We start from the raw sequence: 25,568 nt of genomic DNA, 5'->3' as shown, positions 1-25,568 counted from the left end.
TCGCGGTTCCGCTGCGGGATAATGGGCGCATTCTAGCGTTCCCGGTGTGCAGACGATGAGCGATCCTTCCCGCGCCCCCGGCGTCCTGCACGTCGTGGCGACGCCGATCGGCAATCTGGGCGACCTGTCGCCGCGCGCGCAGGCAGTGCTGCGCAGTGTCGACGCCATCTGCGCCGAGGACACCCGGCACACGCGCCAGCTGCTGGGCCACTTCGGTATCGAGCGCCCGCTGATCGCCCTGCACGAACACAACGAGGACGGCCTGGCCGCGCGTCTGGTCGAGCGCCTGCAGGCCGGCGAGTCGCTGGCGCTGGTCAGCGATGCTGGCACGCCGCTGGTCAGCGATCCCGGCTTCCGGTTGGTGCGCGCGGCCCGCGAGGCCGGTCTTCGCGTGTCGCCGGTGCCGGGGCCGAGCGCGTTGATCGCCGCGTTGAGCGTCGCCGGTCTGCCGAGCGACCGGTTCGTGTTCGAAGGCTTTCTGCCGGCGAAGGCCGGCGCCCGCCGCGAACGCCTGCAGGTGCTCGCCTCCGAGCCGCGCACGGTGCTGTTCTACGAGTCGTCGCACCGCATCGAGGAAATGCTGGCCGACGCCGTGCAGGCTTTCGGCGGCGCGCGTGCGGCCGTTGTGGCGCGCGAACTGACCAAACTCTTCGAGACCGTGCTCGACGGTCCGCTGGAGATTCTGGCCGCGCGTGTTGCCGTAGAGGCCGACCAGCGCAAGGGCGAGTTCGTCGTGCTGATCGAAGGCGCGGGCGACGATGTCGATGCGCGACTGGCCGAGGGGCGCCGTGTCTACGCACTGCTGGCGCGCGAGATGAAACCCTCGCTCGCGGCCAAGCTTGCCGCCGATATCACCGGCGCGCCCCGCAAGTCGCTGTACGGGCAGGGAACTCCGGACGCCTGATCGCGTCGAACGGTGTCCCAAGGAAGGAAGTCACCGCATGCAGTCCCGATCCGCCCGCGGCCTGATGGCCGTCGCGCTGTGCGTCGTCATGGCCGGTTGCACCTACTCGCTGAAAGAGTCGCATCTGGTCCGACCGATGCCTGCGCCGCCGCCCGATCTCGCCGTGCTGGCCGCCACCCATGCCGGCTATACCGCCACAGAATCGCGGATCGACACGCCTGACGACGTGTCGATCTATCGCGTGGACCTGAAGCGCGCCAACGCCCGGGCGACGGTGCTGTACTTCGGCGGCAACGGCTTCCGGACCGGCTTGCATGCCCGGCGCATCTTCGACGCCTACGCGGGGCTGCCAGTGGATCTAGTGCTGGTGGACCATCGCGGCTACGGTGCCAGCACCGGCGCGCCGACCATCGACGGGCTGCGCGCGGATGCGTTGCAGGTCTACGACCAGGTGCGCGCCGAGACGACAGGCCGGCCGCTGATCGTGCACGGCCAATCGCTGGGCAGCTTCTCTGCCGGGTACGTGGCCGACACGCGGCAGCTCGATGGCCTGGTGCTGGAAAGCTCGATGACCACCGCCGAGGACTGGACCCGGGCGATGCGCGCGCGGGCCGGCTTCTGGACGCGGCTGGCGGTGCGGCGTTTCGATATCGCGCCGGCCCTGCAGAAGACCGGCAATCTCGAGGTCGCGCGTCGGCTGGACGAACCGGTGCTCTACGTCGTCGGCGAACTGGATGTCACCACGGCGCCGAAGTTCTCGCAGGCGCTGTTCGATGCGACGCCATTGCCGGCCACCGACAGGCAACTGGTGGTCGTGCCCGGTCGTGGCCACAACGACGCCACGCTGTCGCCGGAATTCGGCGTCGCGTTCACCAGGTTGCTGGAACGGGCATCCGCCGACTGAGTGCATGGGGCCGGTCTGCAGTGTCACCGGCGTGCCACAATGCGCGCGGCGGAGTCGGCCAGACAGTCGCGTCATCCCGGGTGCTTGCATCCGGCGATGCCGAGGAAAGTCCGGGCTCCACAGGGCAAGGTGCCAGGTAACGCCTGGGCGGCGCGAGCCGACGGAAAGTGCAACAGAAAGATACCGCCCAAGACTGCTTCGGCAGGACGGCAAGGGTGAAATGGTGCGGTAAGAGCGCACCGCGAGTCTGGCAACAGACCGGCACGGCAAACCCCACCTGGAGCAAGACCAAATAGGGACCTCATGACGTTGCCCGCGTCGGGTCCGGGTAGGTTGCTCGAGCGTACCGGTGACGGTGCGCCTAGAGGAATGACTGTCCACGACAGAACCCGGCTTATCGGCCGGCTCCGCCACCTTCTTATCTGAAGCCTCCGAAGGACTGGAGGCTGGGTCATGTGTGGCGCGGTCCAGGCCGAGGCCGTACGGCGCCGTTGCCATTCGTTCTGGAGGACCACGTGGAGGCCGCGCTGGAACGGCATGGCATGCGCCTCGAGCGCTCCGCGGATCCTGTCGGAGTTGGAGAACGATCGTTCCGGTGTCAGCGCTGGGAGCGGGCGATTCGGGATCACCGCATGTTCCGGCCCTCACCCGACGCACTGTGCGCGTCGACCTCTCCCGGAGGGAGAGGTGTCGGGTTGGCGGGTTTCATCTGGCATACCGGCCTGATGGACGGCGGCGGCCTCCCCGATCGAGAGAACCCCGGCGTCCGGTCCTGCCTGTTTCGAGGCTCGATGCGACCTGAATCGACCTGACCAGCTGTTCGCCCGCGCAACACCACTCTGGCCAGCCCTCGAAACACTTGAATGCTGCGCCGCAACAAGCCGATTACGTGAAGCCCACGTGAGGGTTCCGTTCATTGCCAAATTCACGCAAATCTCAAAATTTGAGACGAAACAGAAGCTTGTGGATAAAGCTTGAACAAGTCTCTGAAGAGTGCTGCAAGTCATTGACCAGACAGGTGAAAAGTTCTCGACAAAGCTGTTGACAACCCAAATGGTGGGTCCTAAGGTGGCGACTCGTGGGGAAACCGGGAAATTCGTGGTTTTCCGAACGCCGAAGCCCGCTTCAGACGGGCACTCAACGGGCAGGAACGGACGTGTTGCAGGGCGAGACCGCCATCACCATCGACGAGAAGGGCCGACTGGCGATTCCAACCGCCTATCGGGACTTCGTCGCCCGTGAATGCGACAACCGGCTGGTCCTGACCTACAACCCCTTTGATGCCGGCGGGTTGTATCTCTACCCGTTCAAGGCCTGGGAAACGCTGCGCGACCAGGTCAATGCGCTGCCGCGCACGCTCGCCCGCAACCGCACCCTGCAGCTGAAGCTGGTTGGCGCCGCCACCGTGCTCGAGCCCGACGCCAGTGGCCGCATCGGCATTCCGTCCAGCCAGCGCAACACGGTCGGCATCGACCGCCGCGCGGTGCTGGTGGGCATGGGCGACAAGTTCGAACTCTGGAGCGAGCAGGCGCATCAGGCGCATATCCGCCAGACCCTGACCGACGAGGACATGGCGGGCGACGATCTCGAAGGATTGCCGTTGTGACCGCCGGTGGTACGGATGTGATGTCCGGCCACCTCCCGGTGTTGTACGCGCAGGTGCTCGACGGCCTGCACGTGCGCCCGGATGGCCGCTACCTCGATGGCACCTTCGGCCGCGGTGGCCACGCCGCCGGCGTGCTCGCGCAGCTGGGCGCCGATGGCCGCCTGCTGGTGATGGACAAGGATCCCGAGGCGGTCGCCGTCGCGCAGGCCCGCTTCGGCGCTGACCCGCGCGTGTCGATCTTCCGTGGCAGCTTCATCGAGCTGACCGGCTGGCGCGAAGTCGCGCAGGCGCCGCTCGATGGCGTGCTGTTCGATCTGGGTGTGTCCTCGCCGCAGCTCGATGTCGCCGAGCGCGGTTTCAGCTTCGGCAAGGACGGTCCGCTCGACATGCGCATGGATCCGGACGCGGACGAGAGCGCCGCCGAGTGGATCGCCCGCGCCGACGAGGCTGCGATCGCCGACGTGCTGTGGACCTACGGCGAAGAGCGCATGAGCCGCCGCATCGCGCGTGCGATCGTGGCGCGTCGCGCCGAGACGCCGTTCCTGCGTACCGCCGATCTGGCCGCGGTGATCGGCGCCAATGTGCCGCGTGGCAAGTCCAAGCCGGGTCAGAAGGAAACGAATCCGGCGACGCGCTCGTTCCAGGCGATCCGCATCCACATCAACCGCGAACTGGCCGATCTCGAAACCGGTCTCGATGCCGCACTCGCGGCGCTGCGACCCGGTGGCCGCCTCGCGGTGATCAGCTTCCACTCGCTGGAAGACCGCATCGTCAAGCGCTTCATCGCCGGTCATGCGAAGGCGCCGGCCGGCAATCGCCGTCTGCCCGAAGCCGCGCCGTTCGTGCCGCGCCTGCGCATCGTCGCCGATGCGACCAAGGCCGACGACGCCGAGCTGCGTGCCAACCCGCGCGCCCGCAGCGCAGTGCTGCGCGTCGCCGAAAAACTGGAGGCGGCGGCATGAAGTTGCGCCATCTCGTCGTCGCGATCCTGCTGGCCGCCAACGTGATCACCGCGATCGGCGTGGTGCACGCGCGCCACGATTATCGCCAGCTCTACATCGATCTGACCCGTCTGGAGCGCGCGCGCGACGAACTCAACATCGACTTCGGCCGTCTGCAGCTCGAGCAGGCGACGTGGGCGATGAGCAACCGAGTCGACCAGGTCGCGCGCGAACGTCTGGGCATGCGATTCCCCGAGACGGCCGAGATCGTCGTGGTGCGCCCATGAACTTCCGCAAGTTCATCAAGGCCGGCGACGGCCACGCCAAAAAGCCGCGCAAGCGCGCGCAGTTCGATCTGCGTCTGCGCCTGATGCTGGTCGGCGGCGCGCTGGGTCTGGGCGCGGTCGCGCTGGTCGGCCGCGCGGTGGATCTGCAGCTGATCGACAACGCGTTCTACCAGCAGAAGGCCGACGCGCGCTTCCGCCGCGAAGTGCCAATTCCGGCCTCGCGCGGCATGATCACCGACCGCAACGGCGAGCCGCTGGCGATCTCCTCGCCGGTCGAATCGCTGTGGGCGAATCCGCAGGAACTGAGCAAGCATCCCGACCGTCTGCCCGAACTGGCCCAGGCCACCGGCCTGCCGCTCGAGGAGCTGTCGCGCGCGGTGTCGCAGCGCGCCGACAAGGAATTCATGTACATCCCGCGCCACCGCCGGATCAGCCCGGTGGCGGCCAAGCGCGTGCTCGATCTCGGCGTGCCGGGCGTGTTCTCGCAGCGCGAATACCGCCGCTTCTACCCGCAGGGCGAGGCGGTCTCGCACGTGCTGGGCTTCACCAACATCGACGACAACGGCCAGGAAGGCGTGGAACTCGCGTTCGACGAATGGCTGGCCGGTGTGCCGGGCGCGCAGAACGTGATCCGCGATCGCCACGGCCGCATCGTCGAACACGTGAGCCTGGTGCGCGCCGCCGAGCCGGGCAAGGATCTGGTGCTGAGCATCGATCGCCGCATCCAGTTCCTCGCGCATCGCGAACTGCGCCGCGCGCTGGAAGAAACCGGCGCGAGCGCGGGCTCGATCGTCGTGCTCGAAGTGGCGACCGGCGAAGTGCTGGCGATGGCCAACCTGCCGACCTACAACAACAACCGCGTCACCGGCGAGAACCGCGACGCGCATCGCAACCGCGCGGTGACCGATCTGCTCGAGCCCGGCTCGACGATGAAACCGATCACCGTGGCCGCTGCGCTGGAGAAGGGCGTCATCTCGCCCGCCAGTACGTTCAACACCAGCCCCGGCTGGATTCCGAACGGCCGCTTCCGCACCAGCGATTTCCGCAACTACGGCGTGCTCGACACAACCGGCATCATCACCAAGAGCTCGAACGTCGGCTCGGCGATGATCGTGCACAAGCTCGAGAACCAGTACTTCTACGACTTCGTGCGCAGCTTCGGCTACGGCCAGAGCACCGGCAGCGGATTCCCGGGCGAAGCCGCGGGCCTGTTTCCGGATCCCTCGCGCTGGAGCGGCACCAGCAAGCAGGGCATGTCCTACGGCTACGGCCTGTCGGTCACGCCGATGCAGATCGCCCACGCCTACGCCACGCTCGGCAACCACGGCCGCTCGATCGCGCCGACCTTCGTCAAGGGTCACGCCGGCGAATCGCGCCAGGTGGTCTCGGCCGCGGTCGCCGACGAAGTGGTGCGGATGATGCAGACCGTCACCGAGCCCGGCGGCACCGGCACGCGCGCGGCGATCCTCGGCTATCACGTCGCCGGCAAGTCCGGCACGGCGCGCAAGGCCAGCGGCGGCGGGTATGCGCGGCGCTACCTCGCGTTCTTTGCAGGTCTGGTGCCGGTCGAGAATCCGCGCTTCGCGATGGCCGTGGTCATCGACGATCCGGATACGTCAAAGGGCGGTTCCACCTACGGCGGCGGCTACGTGTCCGCGCCGGTGTTTCAGCGGGTCATGGACGGCGCGCTGCGCCTGATGGACGTGCCGCCCGACGACATCGACACCTGGCTGGCCGCGCAGGCCACGGCCGATGCGAAGCGTGCGCGCGAGCAGGGCCGCACCGTGCCCGCGCCGTCGACGCCTGCGGCCGCGCCGGTCGTGTCCGCCGTGCAGAGCACGCCGGTCGCCGCGACGCACGTCGCTGGAGGCCAGCGATGAGCCGCGCGATGGCCCTCAACGCACTGCTGCCCGACGTGGCTGCGGTGCCGGCCGACACGGTGATCACCGGTCTGGTGCAGGACAGCCGCGCGATCCGTCCGGGCGATGCTTTCGTCGCGATCGGCGGCTTCGGCACGCACGGCCTGCATTTCACCGACACCGCGCGCGCCGCCGGCGCCAGCGCGATCCTGTTCGAACCGCCGGTGCCGGCGGAGATTCCGTCGCTGCCGGCCGATGCGATCGCCGTCGCCGGCCTGCGTGTGCGCATGGGCGCGATGGCCGATGCGTTCCACGGCCAGCCCTCGCACGCGATGACGATGGTCGGCGTGACCGGCACCAGCGGCAAGACTTCGACGGTGCAGCTGCTCGCCCAGGCCTTCGAAGCCATCGGCACGCGCGCCGGCACCATCGGCACGCTCGGCGCCGGTCTGCATGGCGCGGTCGAGCCGACCGGTTTCACCACGCCGCTGGTGCTGCAGACGCATGCGCTGCTCGCGCAGCTGCGCGACGCCGGCGCAGCTGCGGTGGCGATGGAAGTCAGCTCGCACGCGCTCGACCAGGGCCGCGTCGATGCCGTGCATTACGACGTCGCGGTGTTCACCAATCTCACCCGCGACCATCTCGACTACCACGGCGACATGGCCGGCTACGGCGCGGCGAAGGCCAAGCTGTTCGTGCGCGAGGGCCTCAAGGCCGCCGTGATCAATATCGACGACGCCTTCGGCGCGACGCTGCCCGCGCAGCTCGCCGACAGCGTCCGTGCGATCACGATCAGCGCCGCCGGCAATGCCGCCGCCGACATCGCCGCACACGACATCGCGCTCGACGATCGCGGCATCGCGTTCACGCTGCGCATCGACGGCCAGTCGCTGCCGGTGCGCGCGGCGCTGCTCGGCCGCTTCAATGTCGACAACCTGCTGGTCGTTGCCGGCGTGCTGCGCGCGCTGGGGTACGCACCTGCGGACATCGTGCGCGTGCTCGCCGGCCTGCAGCCGATTGCCGGCCGCATGAACCGCCTCGGTGGCGGCGACACACAACCGCTTGTCGTCGTCGACTACTCGCACAAGCCCGATCCGCTGCAGCAGGCACTTCAGTCGCTGCGCGGTCATCTGCGCGGCGAACTGGTCTGCGTGTTCGGCTGCGGCGGCGAGCGCGACACCGGCAAGCGTCCGCAGATGGCGGCCATTGCCGAAGCGAATGCCGACCGCGTCATCGTCACCGACGACAACCCGCGCGGCGAAAACGGCGATGCGATCGTCGCCGACATCATGGCCGGCTTCGCACTGCCCGACGCCGTCACGATCGAGCGCGATCGCCGTCGCGCGATCGAACGTGCGATCGGCGAATCGAAGCCGGGCGACATCGTGCTGATCGCCGGCAAGGGTCACGAGCCCTACCAGGAAATCGACGGCGTGCAGCACGCCTTTGACGACCGCGTCGTCGCGCAGGCCGCGCTGGATGCACGTGATGTGGGAGGCGCGCGATGAATCCGCTGTCGCTCGCCCGCATCGCACAGCTGGTCAACGGTCGCCTGCACGGCGTCGACAGCGATTTTCCGATCGATGCCGTCGCCACCGACACACGCAAGCTCGATGCGGCTGAGGTGCATGCACTGCTGTTCGTCGCGCTGAAGGGCGACAACTTCGACGGGCATGATCACGTCGCCGATGCCGCCGCCCGCGGTGCGCGCGCAGCACTGGTCGCGCGTCCGCTCGACATCGCGCTGCCGCAGATCGTGGTCGGCGATCCGCAGCTCGCGCTCGGTGCATTGGCGACCGCGGTGCAGCGCGCGCGCGCCGCGACGGTCGTGGCGATCACCGGCAGCAACGGCAAGACCAGCGTCAAGCAGCTGGTCGCCGCGATCCTGTCGCGTCACGCACCTACCAGCTTCAATCCCGGTAACTTCAACAACGAGATCGGTCTGCCGCTGGCCGTGCTCGATGCACCGGAGGACGCGGTGTTCGCGGTCTACGAGATGGGCGCCGGCAAGCCGGGCGACATCGCGTATCTGACCGCCATCGCGCAGCCGCGCATCGCACTGGTCAACAACATCGCGCCGGCGCACATGGAACGCATGGGCAGCCTGCTCGGCATCGCCGACACCAAGGCCGCGATCTACGACGCGCTGCCGGCCGACGGCACCGCCGTCATCAATGCCGACGACGCCTTTGCCCCGTTCTTCGCCGAACGCGCGCACGGCCGTCGCCTGCTGCGCTTCGGCATCGAGGCGACCGCCGACGTGTCCGCGCGCGACGTGCGTCTCGACGATGCCGGTGCGCGTTTCCGTCTGCTCACGCCCGCGGGCGAGGCCGACGTCACGCTGCCGCTGCCCGGTCGCCACAACGTGCGCAACGCGCTCGCGGCGACCGCCATCGCGCTCGCCGCCGGCGTGCCGCTGGCCACGATCGTCGCCGCGCTCGACAGCGCCGAAGCGGTCGCCGGCCGTCTGGTCCGTTACACGCTGGCCGAAGGCGCGGTGCTGATCGACGACAGCTACAACGCCAATCCCGGCTCGCTCAACGCCGCCATCGACACGCTCGCCGCCGGCGGCGGCGATCGCTGGCTGGTGCTCGGCGACATGCGCGAACTCGGCAGCGACGGCGCGGCGATGCACGCCCAGGCCGGCGTGCGCGCGAAGTCCGCCGGCATCGCACGGTTGTATGCGCTGGGCGCACTGAGCGCGGCCGCGGCCGATGCCTTCGGCGACGGTGCGCGCCGATTCGATACCCACGAAGCGCTGATCGAAGCGCTGCGGGCCGACCTGCACGCTGATGCGCGCGTACTGGTCAAGGGCTCGCGCGGCAGTGCGATGGACCGTGTGGTCACCGCGCTGCGCACCACTGAAGGAACCGGACATGCTGCTTGAACTCGCCCGCTGGCTGCAGGGTCTGGAAGACTTCTTCAAGCTGTTCGAGTACCTGACGTTCCGCGGCATCCTCGCGGCGCTGACCTCGCTGCTGCTGTCGCTGTGGCTGGGCCCGGCGGTGATCCGCAAGCTCGCCCAGTTCAAGGGTGGCCAGCCGATCCGTCAGGACGGACCGCAGACGCATTTCTCCAAGGCCGGCACGCCGACGATGGGTGGCGCGCTGATCCTGCTGACGATCTTCCTGTCGGTGCTGATGTGGGGCGATCTGCGCAACAGGTATGTCTGGGTCGTGATGGGCGTAATGGTCGCCTTCGGTGCGATCGGCTGGTACGACGACTGGATCAAGATCGTCAAGCGCGATCCCAACGGTCTGAAGTCGCGCTGGAAGTACCTGCTGCAGTCGATCTTCGGCCTCGCCGCCGGCCTGTACCTCTATCTGTATGCCGATGTCGCCGCAGCCACCACGTTCTACGTGCCGCTGTTCAAGTCGATCGCACTGCCACTGGCCGGCATCAGCTTCGTCGCGATCGCCTACTTCTGGATCGTCGGCTTCTCGAACGCGGTGAATCTCACCGACGGCCTCGACGGTCTGGCGATCATGCCGACGGTGCTGGTCGCCTGCGGCCTGGGCGTGTTCGCCTACGCCTCGGGCAATGCGGTGTTCTCGAACTATCTGCAGATCCCGCAGGTGCCGGGCGCGGGTGAACTGGTGATCATCTGCGCGGCGATCGCCGGGGCCGGGCTCGGGTTCCTGTGGTTCAACACGTATCCGGCCATGGTCTTCATGGGCGACATCGGTGCGCTGGCGCTCGGCGCCGTGCTCGGCACGATGGCGGTGATCGTGCGTCAGGAACTGGTGCTGGTGATCATGGGCGGCATCTTCGTCATCGAAACGCTGTCGGTGATGATCCAGGTCGCCAGCTTCAAGCTGACCGGCAAGCGCGTGTTCCGCATGGCGCCGATCCACCACCACTTCGAACTCAAGGGCTGGCCCGAGCCGCGCGTGATCGTGCGCTTCTGGATCATCTCGGTGATCCTGGTGCTGGTCGGCCTCGCCACGTTGAAGGTGCGCTGATGGCCCGGACCTACGACACCATGGCCCACGACAGCGCCGCCGCCCGTCAGGCGACGCGCATCGACGACATCGTCGGCCGCTTCGATCCGTGGCTGGTCGGCATCATCGTGTCGATCGCGACGCTCGGCGTGATCATGGTCGCGTCGAGCTCGATCGCGATCGGCGAAGACATGCGCGTCGGCCGCTACTACTTCCTGACGCGTCATCTGATGTTCCTCGCGCTGGGCGTCGGCCTCGCGTTCGCGGTGATGCGCACCGAACTCAAGACCGTCGAGAAGTACGACCGCTTCGTGCTGCTGGCCTGTTTCGGCCTGCTGGCGCTGGTGTTCGTGCCCGGCCTCGGCCGTTCGGTCAACGGCGCACACCGCTGGATCAACCTGGGCATCTCGAACTTCCAGGTGGTCGAGGCGGTCAAGGTCATCTACATCGTGTGGCTGGCGAGCTATCTGGTGCGCTTCCGCGACGAGGTCAACGCGACCTGGCCGGCGATGCTCAAGCCGCTCGGCGTCGCCGTCGCGCTGGTCGCCCTGCTGCTGCTGCAGCCCGACTTCGGTCACGCCTCGCTGATCCTCGCGGTGACCGCCGGCATGCTGGTGCTCGGCGGCGTACACATGCCGCGCATGGCCGCGCCGGTGGTCATCGGCCTGCCGATCTTCGCCTTCATCGCGATTCTCGAACCGTATCGCGTGCGTCGCCTGACCTCGTTCCTCGATCCCTGGGCCGACCAGCTCGGCGCCGGCTACCAGCTCAGCAATGCGCTGATGGCGGTGGGCCGCGGCGAGTTCGCCGGTGTGGGTCTGGGTGCGTCGGTGCAGAAGCTGTCGTACCTGCCCGAGGCGCACACCGACTTCATCTTCTCGGTGCTGGCCGAAGAACTCGGCTTCATCGGCGTGTGTCTGGTGATCGGCCTGTTCGTCGCGCTGGTCGGCCGTGCGTTCTGGGTCGGCCTGAAGTGCGTCGAGATGCGCCGCCACTTCGCCGGCTACTGCGCGTTCGGTGTGGCGCTGATGATCGGCCTGCAGAGCATGGTGTCGATCGGCGTGAATCTCGGCCTGCTGCCGACCAAGGGTCTGACGCTGCCGCTGGTGTCTTCGGGCGGTTCCAGCGTGATGATGACCTGCGTGGCGATGGGCCTGCTGCTGCGCGTCTCGTACGAACTCGACCGCGCCCAGCGCCAGGTCGCCCGGTTGCGCGGCGATGCCGCAGCGCCGGCGCCCGCCGGCCCGGTGCCCCCCACCACCCAGCCCCCGCTGCCCGTGCAGTCGGCGTCGCTGTCGCGCGGCACCAGCCGCCTGCAGCAGCGTGTCGAGCCGAGCTTCGGCGGCAGGAGCCAAGCATGATCCGTCGTCTCCACCAGACCCGCGGCCTGTCGAAGGAAGACTTCGCCAAGGTGTTCTCGCGCGTGCATTTCGTCGGCATCGGCGGCATCGGCATGAGCGGCATCGCCGAAGTGCTGTGCACGCTGGGCTACAAGGTGTCGGGTTCCGACACTGCCGACAGCGCGACTACGCGTCGCCTCACACGCCTCGGCGCGACGGTGCATCGCGGTCACGCCGCGGCCAACGTGCTGGGCACCGATTGCGTGGTCGTGTCGAGCGCGATCCGCCACGACAATCCCGAACTGATGGAAGCGCGCGCGCAGCGCATTCCGGTGGTGCCGCGCGCGGAGATGCTCGCCGAGCTGATGCGCTTCCGACGCAGCATCGCGGTGGCCGGCACGCACGGCAAGACGACCACGACGTCGCTGACCGCGAGCGTGCTTGCCGAGGGCGGTCTCGATCCGACCTTCGTCGTCGGTGGCCAGCTGCTGGCAGCAGGCGCGAATGCACGGCTGGGCAGCGGCGACTGGCTGGTGGCCGAGGCCGACGAGAGTGACGGCAGCTTCCTGCGCCTGAATCCGCTGATCGCGATCGTCACCAACATCGACGCCGATCATCTGGAGAATTACGGCGGCGACTTCGCCCGTGTGCAGGCCGCATTCCACGAATTCCTGCACCGCCTGCCGTTCTACGGCCTGGCGGTGCTGTGCATCGATGACGCCGAAGTCGCGCGTCTCGCGTCCGAAACGCCGCGTCACGTGATGACCTACGGTCTGTCTGAAGACGCCGACGTGCGCGCCGAAGACATCGGCCAGGACGGTGCGGCAATGACGTTCACGCTGTGTCTGCCCGAGAACACCCGCGTCCGCGCGCGTCTTGCGCTGCCCGGCCGCCACAACGTGCTCAACGCACTTGCCGCCGCTGCAGTGGGCTGGCAGCTCGGCGTCGCGCCGGAAGCGATCGTCGCTGCGCTCGGCCGCTTCGAAGGCATCGGCCGCCGCTTCAATCTGCTCGGCGAACTGGTCACCCCGACCGGCGCGCGCGTGCAGCTGGTCGACGACTACGGCCATCACCCGAAGGAACTCGCCGCGGTGTTCGAAGCCGCGCGTGGTGGCTGGAGCGATCGTCGCCTCGTCGTCGCGTTCCAGCCGCACCGTTACAGCCGCACGCGTGACCTGTTCGACGATTTCGCCGGGGTACTGTCGGATGTCGACGCGCTGGTGCTGACCGAGGTCTATCCGGCCGGCGAAGCGCCGATCGCCGGCGCGGATGCGAAAGCACTGGCGCGTGCGATCCGTGCGCGTGGCCGCATCGATCCCGTCGTCGTCAATGGCGCCGACGAACTCGCCGGCGTGTTGCCCGACATCCTGCAGGACGGCGATCTGCTGCTGATGATGGGCGCCGGCGACATTGGCGCGGCCGTGCAGCAGCTGGCGCAGTCCGGTTTCCAGGTGACGGAGGCCGCGCGATGAGCCTGACGCTGTCGCCGCCGCGTTTCACCGATCCGGCCGTGTTCGGTCGCGTCGCCGTGCTGCTCGGCGGCCCGGGTTCGGAGCGCGAAGTCTCGCTGCAGTCGGGGCAGGGCGTGCTCGATGCGCTGCGCTCGCGCGGCGTCGATGCGCATGCCGTCGACGGCGTGCCCGCGCTCGCCAAGGACATCGTCGCCGGCCGCTTCGACCGCGTGTTCAACATCCTGCACGGCGGTGATGGCGAGAACGGCGTGGTGCAGGGTCTGTGTGATGCGTTCGCGATTCCGTACACGGGTTCGCGCGTGCTGGGTTCGGCGCTGACCATGGACAAGATCCGCACCAAGCAGGTGTGGATGAGCCTCGATCTGCCGACGCCGCGCTACCGCCGCCTGCAGCCCGGCGACGACGTGCATGCGGCCGCGCGCGAGATCGGTCTGCCGGTCATCATCAAGCCGTCGAAGGAAGGTTCGAGCGTCGGCATCAGCCGCGTGTTCGAAGACGCCGACCTGGACGCCGCGGTGGAACTCGCCGCGCGCTATCCCGGCGAACTGCTGATGGAGCAGATGGTCGAGGGCGACGAACTGACCGTCGCGGTGATCGAAGACGTCGAAGGCCCGCGCGCGTTGCCGTCGATCCGCATCGTGCCCAAGGGCGCCTGGTACGACTACGAAGCCAAGTACGTGTCCGACGACACCCAGTACCTGTGCCCGGGCCTGGACGGCGACGACGAGATGCGCATCGGTGCGCTCGCGGTCGATGCGTTCGTGTCCGCCGGCTGCAGCGGCTGGGGCCGCGTCGACGTGATGCGCGACCGTCGCACCGGCGCGCTGCTGCTGCTCGAAGTGAACACCGCGCCGGGCATGACCAGTCACTCGCTGGTGCCCAAGGCCGCGGCGAAGATCGGCATCGACTATCCGGCGCTGTGCTGGCGCGTGCTCGAAGCGACCATCCCCTCGGAGGTGGCGCCGCGATGAACCAGGCGTTCGGCACGATGGCGCGGGTCCTGGCGTGGGCACTGGCGATTGCGCTGGTGGCCCTGCCTGTGGTCGCCGTCGTCAACGGCTGGATCGGCGCCGAGCGCTGGCCGCTGCGCGTGCTGCGCGTCAACGACGGTCTGGAGCAGGTCGACACCGCGCGCGTGCGCGCCGCGGTGCTGCCGCATGCGCAGCGTGGCTTCTTCGCCGTCGATCTCGGCGATGCGCAGCGCGATGTCGCACGCGTGCCGTGGGTCGCGGGCGTCGAAGTGCGCAAGAAATGGCCGGACGTGCTGGAAGTGCGGATCGCCGAACACGTGCCGTTCGCGCACTGGGGCGACGCGCGCCTGCTGTCGACGCGCGGCCGGCTGTTCGCCGCCGAAGGCGTCGAGGCGCCGGCGGAGATGCCGCGCTTCGACGGTCCGGAAAACCGCATCGCCGACATCGTCGCGCTCTACAACGAATCCCGCGATCTGTTCGGCGGTGCCGGCGTGCAGGTCGAACGCGTCGTGCTCGACGCACGCGGCAGCTGGCAGCTGACGCTGTCGAGCGGCACCGAAGTCATCGTCGGCAGCCAGGAAGCGCGCCTCCGCCTGGCGCGGTTCGCGCGGATGCTGCCGCGCCTGACCACCGGCCGCAGCGAGCCGCTCGCGCGCGCCGACCTCCGCTACACCAACGGCTTCGCTCTCGTCTGGGCGCAGCCCGAACCGGCCGAAGCCGCTGCCGCTGCCGCTGCAGGCGCCGCGGCGCCGGCCGGCGCACCTGCCAACCGCGTCGCGGTGGCCCCGATCTCCCACGCACTCCGCATCCAGAAGCACGGCCTCACATGAACCGCAAAGGCGACAAGACGCTCATCGTCGGACTCGACATCGGCACCTCGAAAGTGGTGGCGCTGGTCGGCGAGTATTCGCCGGGCAATCCGATCGAAGTCATCGGCATCGGCAGCCACGAATCGCGCGGGCTCAAGCGCGGCGTGGTCGTCGACATCGAATCGACAGTCCAGTCGATCCAGCGCGCAGTGGAAGAGGCGGAGCTGATGGCCGGCTGCGAGATCCGCTCGGTCTACGCGTCGATCTCCGGCAACCACGTGCAGTGCCGCAACTCGCCGGGCATCGTGCCGATCCGCGACAACGAAGTGACCTGGGCCGATCTGGACCGCGTGCTCGACGCCGCCAAGGCCGTCGCGATTCCGGCCGACCAGAAGATCCTGCATGCGATTCCGCGCGAGTACGTGCTCGACGATTCGCAGGAAGGCATCCGCAATCCGGTCGGCATGACCGGCGTGCGCCTCGAAGTGCATGCGCACCTCGTGGTGTGCGCGCAGTCGGCCGCTGCCAACATCAGCAAGTGCGTGCAGCGCTGCGGTCTGCAGATCGACGATCTGATCCTGTCGTCGCTGGCCTCGAGCACTGCGGTACTCACCTCGGACGAGCGCGAGCTCGGCGTGGTGCTGGTCGACATGGGCGCGGGTACGACGGATCTGGCGGTGTTCGTGCAGGGCGCGATCTGCCACACGGCTTCGCTGCCGATCGCCGGCGACAAGGTCACCGAAGACATCGCGCACATGCTGCGCACGCCGACGCCGGAAGCCGAGCAGATCAAGGTCCGCTACGCCTGCGCGCTGGCGCAGCTGGCGACCAGCGAGGAATCGATCCAGGTGCCGAGCGTCGGCGATCGTCCGCCGCGTCGCCTGCCGCGCCAGTCGCTGGCGCAGGCGGTGCAGGCGCGCTACGAGGAGATCTTCGAGATGGTGCAGGCCGAACTGCGCCGCTCGGGCTTCGAGCAGCACGTCCGCGCCGGCATGGTGCTGACCGGTGGCGCTTCGAAGATGGAAGGCGTGGTCGAACTCGCCGAGGAAATGCTGCAGATGCCGGTGCGCGTGGGCATTCCGCAGCACGTCACGGGCCTGGGCGAGGTGGTCGGCAATCCGGTGCACGCCAGTGGCGTGGGCCTGCTGCTGATGGGCAGCCAGATCGAACACCCGCGGCGTCCGGTGGTTTCCGGCGGTCGCGCCGGCGGGTGGGTGAAAAAGATGTGGGCGCGGTTCAACGGCGAATTCTGATTCGCGCCAGTGCGGGATGCGGCGGGCAGGGCGACGGCGACAGACGCAAGTGCGGCATGCAGTACCTAAACCAATAGATGCCGGGAAGGACGTGGACACCACGCCGAACCCGGCCCAAACCCAGAGGACGACGGACATGGCACATTTCGAACTGGTCGAGAAGATGGCTCCAAACGCGGTGATCAAGGTCATCGGCGTCGGTGGCGGCGGTGGCAACGCGGTCGCACACATGGTCAACAACAGCGTCGACGGCGTGGAGTTCATCACCGCCAACACCGATTCGCAGGCGATCAAGAACTGCGGCGCCAAGCTGCAGCTGCAGCTCGGCAGCAGCGTCACCAAGGGTCTGGGCGCCGGCGCCAACCCGGAAGTCGGCCGTCAGGCCGCACTCGAAGACCGCGAGATCATCATGGATGCGCTGCAGGGCGCGGACATGGTGTTCATCACCGCCGGCATGGGCGGCGGCACCGGCACCGGCGCAGCCCCGGTCGTCGCGCAGCTGGCCAAGGAGATGGGCATCCTGACCGTCGCCGTGGTCACCAAGCCGTTCCCGTTCGAAGGCCGTCGCCGCATGCAGGTCGCGCTCAAGGGCATCGAAGAGATGTCGGCGCATTGCGACTCGCTGATCACCATTCCCAACGAGAAGCTGATCACCGTCCTGGGCCGCAACGCCACGATGATCCAGGCGTTCCGCGCCGCCAACGACGTGCTGCTGGGCGCCGTGCAGGGCATCGCCGATCTGATCGTCCGTCCGGGCCTGATCAACGTCGATTTCGCCGACGTGCGCACCGTGATGTCGGAAATGGGCCTCGCGATGATGGGCACCGGCAACGCACGTGGCGACGACCGCGCGCAGGCTGCCGCCGAAGCCGCGATCCAGAACCCGCTGCTCGACGACGTCAACCTGGCCGGCGCGAACGGCATCCTGGTCAACATCACCGCGGGCGCGGACTTCACGATGGCCGAGTTCGACGAAGTCGGCCGCACCGTCGAGAACTTCGCCAGCGAAGACGCGACCATCGTCATCGGCACCGTGCTCGATCCCGACATGCAGGACGAAGTCCGCGTGACCGTGGTCGCCACCGGCCTCAACCGCGCACCCGCGCGCGCCACTGGCTACAACGGTGACAGCGCCGGCCGCGGCAAGCCGCAGGTGCAGCTGATCAGCAACAATCAGCGTGGCGTCCGTGACGGCACGACCGGCATGCTGATCGACGACGAGTCCGACGCCGTGGCCCCGTACAGCCCGGGCCACAGCATCGCGGCATCGCTGCGCGGCAACGGTGGCGGCGCTTCGGCGGCATCGCCGCTGCGCGGTGCGACCCGCGCCGAGTCGTCGGACGCGCCGAAGGCGGCCGATTTCGGCAGCGACAGCAGCTACCTGGACATCCCGGCGTTTCTGCGCCGCCAGGCCGACTGATCCGCGTCGATCGCGGCAGTCCGTTGCGCGCGCACCGTTGAGCGGTGCGCGGCGATGGCATGCCGCTGCATGGCGGATCGTCCTCCCGCCATGAAGTTTTGCCCGGCGTCGCGTTGTCCGCGCGGCGCCTTTGGGTCCACCGGGTTTTCCGGTGGACCGTTTTCCGGCGCTGCCGTGCGGATTTCCGCATGCATCCAGCGCCTTGATGCACCGTCGCGCTTTCGTTCAGGTTCAGGCGGTGCCGTGATAATCTGCCCCCCGGTTCCGATGACAGTCCCATGACGGACACGCGGATCCTCCCTCCCTGCGGACTCCCCCATGCCCCGCCAACGCACCATCAAGAACGTGATCCGCGCGACAGGCGTCGGCCTGCACAGTGGCGAGAAAGTGTTCCTGACCTTGCGTCCGGCAGCGCCCGACACCGGCATCGTGTTCCGCCGTGTCGACCTGGACCCCGTGGTCGAGATTCCGGCTGACGGCAACCTCGTCACCGAAACCACGTTGTGCACCGGCCTGAGTTGTGGCCCGGCCAACGTGCAGACCGTCGAACACCTGATGTCCGCGCTCGCGGGCCTGGGCGTCGACAACCTCTATATCGAACTGTCCGCGGCCGAAGTGCCGATCATGGACGGCTCGTCCGGTCCCTTCGTGTTCCTGCTGCAGTCGGCCGGTGTGGTCGAGCAGGACGCGCCCAAGCGTTTCATCCGCGTGCTCAAGCCGGTGGAAGTCCGCGAAGGCGACAAGATCGCGCGCTTCGAGCCCTACGACGGCTTCAAGCTCGATTTCACCATCGCCTTCGATCACCCGGCGATTCCGGTCGCGCAGTCGCGCGCCGAAGTCGAGTTCTCGACCGAGGCCTACATCCGCGAAGTCAGCCGCGCACGCACCTTCGGTTTCATGCGCGATCTCGAATACATGCGCGAGCGCAACCTCGGCCTCGGCGGCTCGATGGACAATGCGATCGTGCTCGACGAGTTCCGTGTGCTCAACGACGACGGCCTGCGTTACGCCAACGAGTTCGTGCGCCACAAGATCCTCGACGCGGTGGGCGATCTGTATCTCGCCGGTCATCCGATCCTCGGCCGCTTCGTCGGCTACAAGTCCGGCCACGCGCTCAACAACAAGCTGGTGCGCGCATTGCTGGCTGAAGCGGATGCGTGGGAAAAGGTCAGCTTCGACAAGACCGCGCCGGCGCCGGTCGCCTACGGCACGCCCGCGATCGCCTGATCCGCGGCATTCACCTTCGGCAATCTCCGATGAACTCCGGTGACATCGCACCCGGACGGTTCAGGGCTAGCCGCGCACCTAACAGAAATTTAACTCTAAATTTCTGAATATTTAATTTTCAGTTAACTTCCTGCCGTGGAACCGCCGGTAGGATGCCCGCTCCCCTTCACCCGACGTCCACGTCGATGACCAGGGGAAAACGGATCTCCCGACTCATCGCGTCCCGTTGTCGTCGTCATCTGGCGGTTGCAACGAGGCCAGCGCGGCTGCCACAGCCCTGCGGGCCACGGCGGACGGCGGTGTCGGACGTGCGCGGCCTGCATCGACCTCCGGTCGAAGCGGTCGGGTCGAGGTCCTGATCACGATGTCGCTGACATCCAGCCCGATGGACCGGGCGGCGTCGAGCAGCACATCGGCCGACAGGCGCAGCCTGGCGTGCCAGATGGGCGAATCGACGAGGAAGACCAGCCTGCTGCCATCGACATTGGCCAGCCGCGCATGCGGCGCCAGCGACGGAGGCAGCAGGGGAACGAGGCGGCGGTCCAACGCGTCGAGCCACATGGCCCGGCGGATCGGATCGGCCGACGCACCACCCAGTGCCGCGTCCAGCGCGGCCGTCGGAATCCCGCTACGGGATGCACCGATTCGGGGTGGCTTGGACCTGGACCTGAAATCAGACATTGGCACGCATGACTCTAGATTCGTTGTTGAATGATATGCGCGGCCGCGCTGCGCAGGTGGCCGCCAAGGCCCGCGCACTCGCGGTACGCAAGCCCCTCACCGTCATGACCGCCGTCGCGGTCGCCAGCCTGTGCGGCGGCGCCGCGCTCAATGCCGCCGAAGTCGCGCGCATGCATGGCGTGGCCACGGCGAACGAGCAGGGCATCGAAGACACCCGCCGCGACGCGCAGCGCGAGATCAACGCACTCGCCGCCCGCATGGGCGAGCTGCAGGCGCAGGCGAACCGGCTCAACGCGCTCGGCGACCGCCTCGCACGTGGCGCAGGCCTCGAAGACGGCGAGTTCGATTTCGACCGTCCGGTCGGTCAGGGTGGTGCGGAACCGGCGCGCGACATGCCGGCCCGCAAGCTGCTCGGCGGCATGGACGCGCTCGACGGCGACCTCGCCAGCTCCGGCCAGCAGCTTTCGGTACTCGAAGCGCTGCTGTTCGATCGCCGCATCGAACAGAACGCACTGCCGTCGCGCTCGCCGGTCGCCAGCAGCTTCGTGACCTCGTCCTACGGCTATCGCGCCGACCCGTTCGGTCGCGGCGGCCAGTTCCACAAGGGCATCGACTTCGACGCCCGTACCGGCGACCGCGTGATGACCGTCGCCGATGGCGTGGTCAGCTATTCGGGCGTGCGCAGCGGCTACGGCAACGTGGTCGAAGTCGACCACGGCAACGGCTACGTCACCCGCTACGCGCACAACTCGCGCAACGTGGTGAAGGTGGGTGATCTGGTTCGCGTTGGCGACGAGATCGCCAAGGCCGGCTCGACCGGCCGCTCGACCGGCGCCCACGTGCATTTCGAAGTCTGGGAAAACGGCCGCGTGCAGAACCCGCGCCAGTTCCTCGGCGATATGGGCGTCAGCCGGCAGTAAGCGCACCACCGCGCTTGCGCAGGATGGGTAGAGCGCAGCGGTACTCATCTGCGCTTGGCCAATTCGCGTCGCTGGAGGATCGACACCTCTCCCTCCGGGAGAGAGCCTGCCCCGGACCTGATCCGGGGTCGACGCGCAAAGCGCGTCGGGTGAGGGCAGCACGTCCGCACGTGCCACGCACACCAGCCGCACCGCCGGCACAGCGCAGCGAGCAGCGCCACCACCACGCTTGAAAACGCGGCTGCGCTCCCCAAGCTACAATGCGTGTTGCCATCGAGGGCGCCAGGCGCCCTTTTTCTTGTTTGCGGATTCGGGGGAAACCGCCCCGGGCCGCGTTCCGTCTCCAGAACCCGGACTTCCAATGCTCAATCGCCTGCTCACCAGCGTCTTCGGTAGCCGCAACGACCGTTTCGTCAAACAGCTCGAGAAGATCGTGGTGAAGATCAACGCGCTCGAGCCGCAGATGGAGGCGCTGTCGGACGCCGAACTGCAGGCCAAGACGCCCGAGTTCAAGGAACGCGTCGCCAACGGCGAAACGCTCGACAAGGTGTTGCCCGAAGCCTTCGCGGTGTGCCGCGAGGCCAGCAAGCGCGTGCTGGGCATGCGTCCCTACGACGTGCAGCTGATCGGCGGCATGGTGCTGCACATGGGCAAGATCGCCGAGATGCGCACCGGTGAGGGCAAGACGCTCGTCGGCACGCTGCCGACCTACCTCAACGCACTCGAGGGCAAGGGCGTCCACGTCATCACGGTCAACGATTATCTGGCCCGCCGCGACGCGGCGCAGATGGGCAAGCTCTACAACTGGCTGGGCCTGTCGGTCGGCGTGATCTGGCCAGGCATGCCGCACGGCGAAGCCAAGCGCGATGCCTACCGCGCCGACATCACCTACGGCACCAACAACGAATTCGGCTTCGACTACCTGCGCGACAACATGGCGCTGTCGAAGGCCGATCGGTATCAGCGCACGCTGAACTACGCGATCATCGACGAGGTCGACTCGATCCTGATCGACGAAGCGCGCACGCCGCTGATCATCTCCGGCCCGGCCGACGATTCGCCGGAGCTCTACATCAAGGTCAACCGGATCGTGCCGTCGCTGGTGCGTCAGGAAACCGAAGAAGGCGACGGCGACTTCTGGGTCGACGAGAAGGCCAAGCAGGTCCACCTGTCCGAAGCCGGCCAGGAACACGCGGAAGAACTGCTGCGCAAGGCCGGCATCCTCAATGAGGAAGACAGCCTGTACGCACCGCAGAACATCCACGTCGTGCATCACCTCAATGCCGGCCTGCGCGCGCACGCGATCTACCAGCGCGACGACCACTACATCATCCGCGACGGCGAAGTCATCATCGTCGACGAGTTCACCGGCCGTACGTTGCCGGGCCGTCGCTGGTCCGATGGTCTGCACCAGGCGGTGGAGGCGAAGGAAGGCGTGCCGGTGCAGCGCGAGAACCAGACGCTCGCCAGCATCACCTTCCAGAACCTGTTCCGCATGTACGGCAAGCTCTCGGGCATGACCGGTACCGCGGATACCGAAGCGTTCGAGTTCGAAAGCATCTATTCGCTCGAAGTCGTGGTGATCCCGACGCATCGCCCGATGATCCGCAAGGACGCGCCCGATGCCGTGTTCCTCAACCGTCCGGGCAAGTACCGCGCGGTCGCACGCGAAATCCAGGCCGCCAACGAACGCGGTCAGCCGGTGCTCGTCGGCACGACGTCGATCGAAGTGTCGGAACTGCTGTCCGAGCACCTGCGCAAGGAAGGCATCCACCACGAAGTGCTCAATGCCAAGCAGCATGAGCGCGAGGCGACGATCATCGCGCAGGCCGGTCGTCCGGGCGCGGTGACCATCGCGACCAACATGGCCGGTCGCGGTACCGACATCGTGCTGGGCGGTTCGCTCGAAACCGAACTCTCGACGCTGGAAGCCGAGACCGGCGTGCCGGTCGACGACGCGACGAAAGCCAAGCTGCGCAGCGAGTGGCAGGTGCGCCACGACGCGGTCAAGGCCGCCGGCGGCCTGCACATCATCGGCACCGAACGCCACGAATCGCGCCGCATCGACAACCAGCTGCGTGGCCGTTCGGGCCGTCAGGGCGACCCGGGTTCGAGCCGCTTCTATCTGTCGCTCGAAGACAACCTGATGCGCATCTTCGCCGCCGACTGGGTGCAGAAGGTCATGGCGCGCATGGGCCTGCAGGAAGACGACATCATCGAGTCGCCGCTGGTCACCAAGCAGATTGCGAACGCGCAGCGCAAGGTGGAAGCGCATAACTTCGACATCCGCAAAAACCTGCTGGACTTCGACGACGTCAACAACGACCAGCGCAAGGTGATCTACGGCCAACGCGACGAGCTGCTGGACGCGGAGAGCATCAAGGACAACGTCGACGGCATCCGCGCCGACGTCATAGCCGGCATCGTCGGCCGCTACGTCCCGCCGCAGTCGATCGACGAACAGTGGGACCTGCCGGGTCTGGAGTCGGAGATCGACCGCGAGTTCAGCGTGCGTCTGCCGTTGACCGAGATGGCCAAGACCAGCGAAGAGCTCGATTCCGAGCAGATCGCCGATCACGTGCAGCAGGAAGTCGATCGCCTGTTCGCCGAGAAGGAAGCCTCGCTCGGCGACGAGACGATGCGCATGCTCGAGAAGCACATCATGCTCAACGTGCTCGACCAGGGCTGGAAGGAGCACCTGGGTCGCATGGACTACCTGCGCCAGGGCATCCACCTGCGCGGCTACGCGCAGAAGCAGCCGAAGCAGGAATACAAGCGCGAAGCGTTCGAGCTGTTCTCCGAGATGCTCGACAAGGTCAAGCACGACGTCGTAACGATGCTGGCGCGCGTGCGCGTGCGCAGCGAAGACGAGATCGCCGCGCTGGAAGCCGAAGAGCGCCGCCAGGTCGAAGCCAAGCTCAACCAGGCCCAGTTCCAGCACGCCGACGCCGGCGGCTACGGCGCCGACGAGGAAGCCGAAGACGTGCGCGCTGCCGCTGCATCGCAGGGCGCACAGGCGCCGATCGTCCGCGACGGCGATAAGGTCGGCCGCAACGATCCGTGCCCCTGCGGCAGCGGCAAGAAGTTCAAGCACTGCCATGGGCAGTTGAGCTGAGTTCCTATCAGTTTGTTTCCTGATACCTCTCCCTCCGGGAGAGGTCGACGCGCAACGCGCGTCGGGTGAGGGCTTGGTGATTCTCGAGTGTCATTCGCCAAGTCGCGCCCTCATCCCAGCCTCTCTCCCAGCAAGAGAGGGGCTCAGCTGGGTCGAAGCCCAAGGCGATCGAGCGGTCTTTCTGCAACTGCGTCAATCACGCGTCTCCTTCCGTGAGAGAGCCTGCCCCGGACTTGATCCGGGGTCGATGTGCGAAGCGCGTCGGGTGAGCGCGGGGCTCTCGCGAGCGACGCCCTCACACCAATCCTGCCCCGAGGGAAGGGCGCTCGAGCTGCACCTGCGCAGCGAGTGCGAACCTGACCATCACGACGGCTGGCAAACCGCCCGTACCCCGCCTAACCTGACTGCCCTCTCCGGATTCCCGAGCGGCATGAGCGAACGCGTCATCGAGGTCGTTGCCGGCGTCATCACCGACAAGCGCGGCCGCATCCTGCTGTCACGCCGCACGCCCAATCGCGACATGCCGGGCCTGTGGGAGTTCCCGGGCGGCAAACGCGAGCCCGGCGAAACGCCCGAGGCTGCCCTGATCCGCGAACTCGACGAAGAGTTGGGCATTCACGTCACCGTGGGCCCTCCGCTGATGGCGGTGCCGCAGCAGTATCCGAGCAAACGTCTGCGACTCGACGTCCGTCATGTCACGCATTGGGATGGTGTGCCGAAGGGAAAGGAAGGTCAGGCGCTGGCCTGGGTCGCGCCCGAGAAACTCGGTCGTTACTCGATGCCGCCGGCAGATCTGCCCGTCGTCGCCGCATTGCAGACCCCCGACCGTTATCTCGTGACGCCGCCACCCGGCGACACGGACGCGCCCTGGCTGCAGGCTCTCGATGACGCCCTGCGACGCGGCATCCGGCGGATCCAGCTGCGCCTGCCGGGCATCCCGGACGAGCGCCAGAACGCGCTGCTGCAGCAGGCAGCCGCCCGCTGTCGCAGGCGCGACGCGCAACTCCTGTTCAACGGACCCACTGAAGTCGCGCTGGCGGCCGGCGTGGGCGTGCATCTGAAATCATCCGTCCTGCAGACGCTCACCGAGCGCCCGGTCCCCGAAGGCACCCTGCTGGCGGCCTCCTGCCACACCGCCGACGACCTGTCCCACGCGGCGCGTCTGAGCTGCGACTTCGTCGTCCTCGGCCCTGTCGCCGAGACTGCCAGCCACCCCGGCGAACCCGGCATCGGCTGGACCGCCTTCGCCCGCCTGCGCGAGACCACGGCCCTGCCGATCTACGCCATCGGCGGCATGACGCCCGACGACATCCCCGAAGCCCGCCGCCATGGCGCCCAGGGCATCGCCGCAATCCGGAGCCTGTGGTCACCCGGCTGAGCGCATCGCGCGCTGCGCATTCCGTTGGATGGGTAGAGCGCAGCGAAACCCAGCGCGCCCGTCCGATAGAGACGACGCGAGCGTCCCGCCTCTCAGCGAAAGAGACTTCGGGTCCAGCCCGCCCGACTTCTGCTGCAACTCCCCTGAGGCCTCAAGAGACCTGCGCGCGTCAGCTGACTGCCCGCCTCACGAGAGTGCGGGCGAACGCCGCGTAGCGATGGCAGTCATCGAAGCGCGCTACGCCACGCGCAAGCGACGCGCATCGCTAATCGACCGCACATCGCTAATCGACGCAGTTCTGCAGAGCCCCTCTCCCCCCGGGAGAGGGGTTGGGGTGAGGGCAAATGCTCGCGATAACGCCTGGCCCGATCAACGCGGCACGCGCTTCTCATGTCTGATGACGCGAGGGTTTTGCTTCCAGAGCGCGGGCAAATCGTATCGGCAGGCCGTCTTCGGAATCGAACAACGCGGATACAGATGTCTGCTTGCCGACGTGCCGCGTTGAGGCGCTTTACCCGGTGCCGCGATCGGTACGAATGG

20 protein-coding genes and 1 other RNA gene are annotated in these 25,568 nt (G+C 67.7%); 20 read left to right on the top strand and 1 reads right to left on the bottom strand.

Annotated features, from left to right (window positions below; all coding sequences use genetic code 11):
- Positions 1-55 precede the first annotated feature (55 nt).
- From rsmI to lpxC, 17 genes are all read left to right on the top strand, one after another.
- Positions 56-904, top strand: coding sequence for a 16S rRNA (cytidine(1402)-2'-O)-methyltransferase (gene rsmI / locus LU699_RS04785; RefSeq protein WP_232134293.1), 849 nt, complete (start codon positions 56-58; stop codon positions 902-904).
- Positions 905-941: 37 nt separating this feature from the next.
- Positions 942-1,808, top strand: coding sequence for an alpha/beta hydrolase (locus LU699_RS04780; protein ID WP_232134294.1), 867 nt, complete (start codon positions 942-944; stop codon positions 1,806-1,808).
- Positions 1,809-1,858: 50 nt separating this feature from the next.
- An RNA gene (gene rnpB / locus LU699_RS04775) (RNase P RNA component class A) lies at positions 1,859-2,221 on the top strand.
- Between the two features lie 743 nt (positions 2,222-2,964).
- Positions 2,965-3,414 carry a division/cell wall cluster transcriptional repressor MraZ gene (locus LU699_RS04770; protein WP_232134295.1) on the top strand — a complete coding sequence of 150 codons (450 nt, stop codon included), beginning with the start codon at positions 2,965-2,967 and terminating at the stop codon, positions 3,412-3,414.
- 20 nt (positions 3,415-3,434) lie between these two features.
- The gene (gene rsmH, locus LU699_RS04765; protein WP_232134296.1) at positions 3,435-4,376 is read left to right on the top strand and encodes a 16S rRNA (cytosine(1402)-N(4))-methyltransferase RsmH; all 942 of its coding nucleotides are present in this window, start codon (positions 3,435-3,437) and stop codon (positions 4,374-4,376) included.
- Positions 4,373-4,642, top strand: coding sequence for a cell division protein FtsL (ftsL, locus tag LU699_RS04760; protein WP_425491041.1), 270 nt, complete (start codon positions 4,373-4,375; stop codon positions 4,640-4,642). Before rsmH ends, ftsL begins: the two co-directional genes overlap by 4 nt.
- Positions 4,639-6,522 carry a peptidoglycan D,D-transpeptidase FtsI family protein gene (locus LU699_RS04755; protein ID WP_327058744.1) on the top strand — a complete coding sequence of 628 codons (1,884 nt, stop codon included), beginning with the start codon at positions 4,639-4,641 and terminating at the stop codon, positions 6,520-6,522. Before ftsL ends, LU699_RS04755 begins: the two co-directional genes overlap by 4 nt.
- Positions 6,519-8,009: a UDP-N-acetylmuramoyl-L-alanyl-D-glutamate--2,6-diaminopimelate ligase gene (locus LU699_RS04750; protein WP_232134297.1), complete on the top strand. Its 1,491-nt coding sequence runs from the start codon at positions 6,519-6,521 to the stop codon at positions 8,007-8,009. Before LU699_RS04755 ends, LU699_RS04750 begins: the two co-directional genes overlap by 4 nt.
- On the top strand, positions 8,006-9,388 hold the full coding sequence (locus LU699_RS04745; protein WP_327058745.1) for a UDP-N-acetylmuramoyl-tripeptide--D-alanyl-D-alanine ligase: 1,383 nt from the start codon (positions 8,006-8,008) through the stop codon (positions 9,386-9,388). Before LU699_RS04750 ends, LU699_RS04745 begins: the two co-directional genes overlap by 4 nt.
- Positions 9,378-10,463 carry a phospho-N-acetylmuramoyl-pentapeptide-transferase gene (mraY, locus tag LU699_RS04740; protein ID WP_232134298.1) on the top strand — a complete coding sequence of 362 codons (1,086 nt, stop codon included), beginning with the start codon at positions 9,378-9,380 and terminating at the stop codon, positions 10,461-10,463. Before LU699_RS04745 ends, mraY begins: the two co-directional genes overlap by 11 nt.
- On the top strand, positions 10,463-11,803 hold the full coding sequence (gene ftsW, locus LU699_RS04735; protein ID WP_232134299.1) for a putative lipid II flippase FtsW: 1,341 nt from the start codon (positions 10,463-10,465) through the stop codon (positions 11,801-11,803). Before mraY ends, ftsW begins: the two co-directional genes overlap by 1 nt.
- Complete coding sequence (murC, locus tag LU699_RS04730; protein WP_232134300.1) at positions 11,800-13,254, top strand: UDP-N-acetylmuramate--L-alanine ligase; 1,455 nt, start codon at positions 11,800-11,802, stop codon at positions 13,252-13,254. The genes ftsW and murC overlap by 4 nt, the downstream gene beginning before the upstream one ends.
- Complete coding sequence (locus tag LU699_RS04725) at positions 13,251-14,225, top strand: D-alanine--D-alanine ligase (protein ID WP_232134301.1); 975 nt, start codon at positions 13,251-13,253, stop codon at positions 14,223-14,225. Before murC ends, LU699_RS04725 begins: the two co-directional genes overlap by 4 nt.
- Entirely contained in the window at positions 14,222-15,055 is an 834-nt protein-coding gene (locus tag LU699_RS04720) for a cell division protein FtsQ/DivIB (protein WP_232134302.1), read from the top strand. The genes LU699_RS04725 and LU699_RS04720 overlap by 4 nt, the downstream gene beginning before the upstream one ends.
- Positions 15,052-16,287: a cell division protein FtsA gene (gene ftsA / locus LU699_RS04715; RefSeq protein WP_232134303.1), complete on the top strand. Its 1,236-nt coding sequence runs from the start codon at positions 15,052-15,054 to the stop codon at positions 16,285-16,287. The genes LU699_RS04720 and ftsA overlap by 4 nt, the downstream gene beginning before the upstream one ends.
- A gap of 136 nt (positions 16,288-16,423) precedes the next feature.
- Positions 16,424-17,707 (top strand): cell division protein FtsZ, encoded by a 1,284-nt coding sequence (gene ftsZ / locus LU699_RS04710; RefSeq protein WP_232134304.1) that lies wholly within the window; start codon positions 16,424-16,426, stop codon positions 17,705-17,707.
- A gap of 318 nt (positions 17,708-18,025) precedes the next feature.
- Positions 18,026-18,934 carry a UDP-3-O-acyl-N-acetylglucosamine deacetylase gene (lpxC, locus tag LU699_RS04705; protein ID WP_232134305.1) on the top strand — a complete coding sequence of 303 codons (909 nt, stop codon included), beginning with the start codon at positions 18,026-18,028 and terminating at the stop codon, positions 18,932-18,934.
- A gap of 213 nt (positions 18,935-19,147) precedes the next feature.
- On the opposite strand, the gene LU699_RS04700 is transcribed toward lpxC, so the two are convergent.
- A complete protein-coding gene (locus LU699_RS04700; protein WP_327058746.1) occupies positions 19,148-19,615 on the bottom strand; it encodes a DciA family protein in 468 nt (155 codons plus the stop codon).
- An 8-nt stretch (positions 19,616-19,623) separates the two neighbouring features.
- Here LU699_RS04700 and LU699_RS04695 point away from each other — a divergent pair, with 8 nt between their 5' ends.
- The 3 genes from LU699_RS04695 (at position 19,624) to LU699_RS04685 (ending at position 25,028) form a co-directional block, all read left to right on the top strand.
- Positions 19,624-20,535, top strand: a complete 912-nt coding sequence (locus tag LU699_RS04695; protein ID WP_425491042.1) for a M23 family metallopeptidase — start codon at positions 19,624-19,626, stop codon at positions 20,533-20,535.
- 361 nt (positions 20,536-20,896) lie between these two features.
- Complete coding sequence (secA, locus tag LU699_RS04690; RefSeq protein WP_232134306.1) at positions 20,897-23,650, top strand: preprotein translocase subunit SecA; 2,754 nt, start codon at positions 20,897-20,899, stop codon at positions 23,648-23,650.
- A gap of 430 nt (positions 23,651-24,080) precedes the next feature.
- Positions 24,081-25,028 carry a Nudix family hydrolase gene (locus LU699_RS04685; protein WP_232134762.1) on the top strand — a complete coding sequence of 316 codons (948 nt, stop codon included), beginning with the start codon at positions 24,081-24,083 and terminating at the stop codon, positions 25,026-25,028.
- Positions 25,029-25,568: the final 540 nt, after the last annotated feature.

The organism is Luteimonas fraxinea (assembly GCF_021233355.1).
Classification (GTDB): Bacteria; Pseudomonadota; Gammaproteobacteria; order Xanthomonadales; family Xanthomonadaceae; genus Luteimonas; species Luteimonas fraxinea.
This window is presented reverse-complemented; position numbering and strand designations above follow the sequence as displayed.